Annotated in this window: 1 protein-coding gene and 2 pseudogenes; 1 reads left to right on the plus strand and 2 read right to left on the minus strand. The window is 56.9% G+C overall.

Annotated elements, in window-relative coordinates; all coding sequences use genetic code 11:
• Window positions 1–149: 149 nt before the first annotated feature.
• Together AACR77_RS05460 and AACR77_RS05465 are read right to left on the minus strand one after the other, a co-directional pair.
• Window positions 150–1,739, minus strand: coding sequence for a methyl-accepting chemotaxis protein (locus AACR77_RS05460; protein ID WP_339373209.1), 1,590 nt, complete (start codon window positions 1,737–1,739; stop codon window positions 150–152).
• Window positions 1,740–1,897: 158 nt separating this feature from the next.
• A pseudogene (locus AACR77_RS05465) lies at window positions 1,898–2,074 on the minus strand (transposase domain-containing protein); the annotation flags it as partial.
• 1 nt (window position 2,075) lies between these two features.
• Here AACR77_RS05465 and AACR77_RS05470 point away from each other — a divergent pair.
• Window positions 2,076–2,684 (plus strand): annotated as a pseudogene (locus AACR77_RS05470) (IS1595-like element ISKpn3 family transposase); the annotation flags it as partial.

The raw sequence follows: 2,684 nt of genomic DNA on the forward strand, positions 1-2,684 counted from the left end.
CATATCGGCTCTTGAAGCTGGCTGAGGGTCATGGGTAATCAGAAATTTCATTAACAAAGTGCGATCCCGCCCTGGGATGCGCTAGGGGAAGCCGTTTGCATCTGTTTAGGAAAAACCGGGCCCCGCTATCCGCGGGGCCCGGTTTTGATTTAGGCCATCAGCTTTTGCATGGCGCGGTTGAGGTCGACCGCGGTTTGATGCAACTGGTCGCTGGCACCCTGGGTGCGGTGGGCGTTCTCTTCGTTCTCGGTGGCGATGGTTTTGATATCCACCAGGTTGCGGGCGATATCTTCCACCACCAGCGTCTGCTCCTCGGCGGCGGTGGCGATCTGCTGGTTCATGCCGTGGATCTGGCTGATGGAGCTCGTGATGCTCTGCAACTTGCGACCCGCGACCGTCACCTGTTCGATACTCTGCTGGCTGAGTTGCTGGCTACTACCAATCGCCTGTACCGCTTCCTGGGTGCCACGCTGTACCTTGGCGATGATCTGGTTGATCTCCGCTGTAGAGTCCGCCGTGCGCTTGGCCAGGGTACGAACCTCGTCCGCGACCACGGCGAAGCCGCGACCCTGCTCACCGGCCCGCGCCGCTTCAATCGCCGCATTCAAGGCCAGCAGGTTGGTCTGCTCGGCAATGGAACGGATCACCTCCAGCACGGTACTGATGCGGCGGCTATCTTCATCCAGTTGTTTTATAACGCCAGCCGTGTTGTCAATTTCTTTACCCATCTGGGCAATGCCGCCTATGGTGTCCTGCATCACTTGCTCGCCTTCGTGAGCCGTATGGTCCGCCTGATCCGTCGCCTGGGCGGCCGATGCGGCATTCTCCGCGACATTCTGCGCCGTCGCCGACATCTCGTGCATCGCGGTAGCCACCATATCGGTGCGGGAGAATTGATCCTGGGTGCCCTTGGCCATCAACCCTGAGATTTCCTTGAGTTCATGGCTGGCACTATCCAGCTGCTCGCCACTCAACTTGAGCTGGGAAAAGGTCGTCCCCAAGAAATCGCGCAGGGTATTGGCGGCCTTGGCCAGGGCACCCAGTTCATCCTGCCGTTGCAGCGCAAAGGGTCGATCAAACTTGCCATGGCTCAACTGGATAATGAAGTCGGTGAGCGCCTTGATCGGCACCAGCAGTTGGCGATTCACCAACCAGAGACTGAGCACCCCCACCAGTAATGACGCCACAATCAGGAATACCACGCCGAGAATGGCTTGGCTGTGGGTCTCCTCACTAATGGCTTGGGCCTGACGATTGCCTTCTTCATGCAGATGCTTGACCAGAGCCTCCATCTGCTCGCTGGTTGCCCGATCGATACCCTTCACCGCCTGATCCCCCACAGTCGGGTCGCCCTGAGCGGCAACAAACTTCTCTTTGCCCTGACGATAGGCCAGCCCGAGTTTCTGATGTTCATCACTCAGGCTCCGCACCTGGGCAACCAACTCCTGACCCTGCCACTGCCCGGCCAACTGGCTCAGTTGCGCCAGCGTCTGGTTGACCGCACGCTCCTGCTCTTCAAACCGGGTCCAATACTTGGTCAGAGCCTCCGGATCCTTGCCGCGCAGCAGGACATTTTTCCACTCCTGAACCTGGCTCTTGAACTCCAGATTGGCCCGCTCAACCAGCGTCGACTCTTGCAGCGTGCTGTTAACCAGGGATTGATAATCTTCGACCCCTTGCTCCAGCAGACGGAAACAGAACAACGAGATGATGACGAGGAGAAGAATACTTCCGCCCAACAACGCCAGTAACTGTGCTCTCAACGAACCTTGTATGGACATACTTGCCCCTTCATGACCTGAATCTGTACCTATATAGCGACCCATGGAGCCTGACACCGTAATGGTGTCGTCACCGAGGGCGGCGTAGCATACACCGTAAGCGCCGTTAAATCGACCTACTTGCCTTCGTTGTATTGCACCACTTTTTTTGAAATCGGCTCCAGCGCCACATTCCACGGTAGCAGCGCTTCCAGCTTTTCCAGGCTGTCCGCTTCGCCGATCCGCGCCAGCACATAATTGATATACGCTGACGGCTCCAGTTGATTGGCTTTGGCGGTCTCCAGCAACGAGTAATATGACACCGCCTGGATGCTCAAGCACAAGCTGCTGCAAGCCATGAAAGAGTCCGATGACAAGCAGCCCATCAGCGGCATCATTCAGCTCGATGATGTCTACTGAGGTGGCGAGCGCCGTGGTGGCAAACGGGGTCGGGGCGCGGCAGGCAAGACGCCGTTTGTGGCAGCAGTGGCTCTGAACAAGGAAGGACATCCAATCAAGATGCGGATGACGGTGGTCGATGGTTTCAAAACCAAGTCCGTTGCTGATTGGGCAAAACGGCATATTGCCAGTGGTAGCGCGGTGATATCCGATGGATTGGCCTGTTTCAAAGCGGTCAAGGAGGCCAATTGTGAGCACCTGGGTGTTGTCACCGGGGGCAACCTGGACTGGCTGGATCATCCGGCATTCAACTGGGTAAACACGATGATAGGAAATGTGAAAAACTCGCTGCGGGGCAGTTGCCATACGCTCGGAGCGAAGCATTTACCAAGGCATCTTGCGGAATACTGCTTCCGGTTTAATCATCGTTTTGACCTCAAGAGCATGTTGGTTGAATTGGGGCATGCAGTCGTGGCAAGCCCTCCGATGCCATATCGGCTCTTGAAGCTGGCTGAGGGTCATGGG

The sequence above is a fragment of the Aeromonas sp. ZOR0002 genome (assembly GCF_963866995.1).
GTDB lineage: Bacteria > Pseudomonadota > Gammaproteobacteria > Enterobacterales > Aeromonadaceae > Aeromonas > Aeromonas caviae.